This is a genomic window from Pelomicrobium sp. G1 (assembly GCF_051905455.1).
GTDB lineage: Bacteria > Pseudomonadota > Gammaproteobacteria > Burkholderiales > UBA6910 > Pelomicrobium.
The window spans coordinates 1-256 of record NZ_JBQACR010000429.1 but is presented as its reverse complement, the minus strand read 5'-3'; the positions used below and the strand labels follow the sequence as shown (position 1 = coordinate 256).

Below are 256 nucleotides of genomic sequence, written 5' to 3'. Positions count from 1 at the left end.
CCGCGCGCCTGGTCAATGTCTCGGATCTCGCGGCGCCATTTTCGCTCAGCCGGCCGACGATCCGCGATTACCTGACGCTGCTCGCGCGCGTGTTTCTGCTGGAAGAACTACCGCCATGGCATGCCAACCGCTTGAGCCGGCTCGTGAAGACGCCGAAGCTGCATCTGGGCGACACGGGGCTCGCCTGTGCGCTGCTCGGCGCCGACGCGAAAGCGCTCTGGGCGGACCGTGCACTATTCGGACAACTACTCGAGAC

1 protein-coding gene is annotated in these 256 nt (G+C 65.6%); it reads left to right on the top strand.

Annotation, left to right across the window (positions count from 1 at the left end):
- A partial coding sequence (locus ACTFO6_RS19110) for a DUF4143 domain-containing protein (RefSeq protein WP_439935915.1) occupies positions 1–256 on the top strand: 256 nt, incomplete at both ends.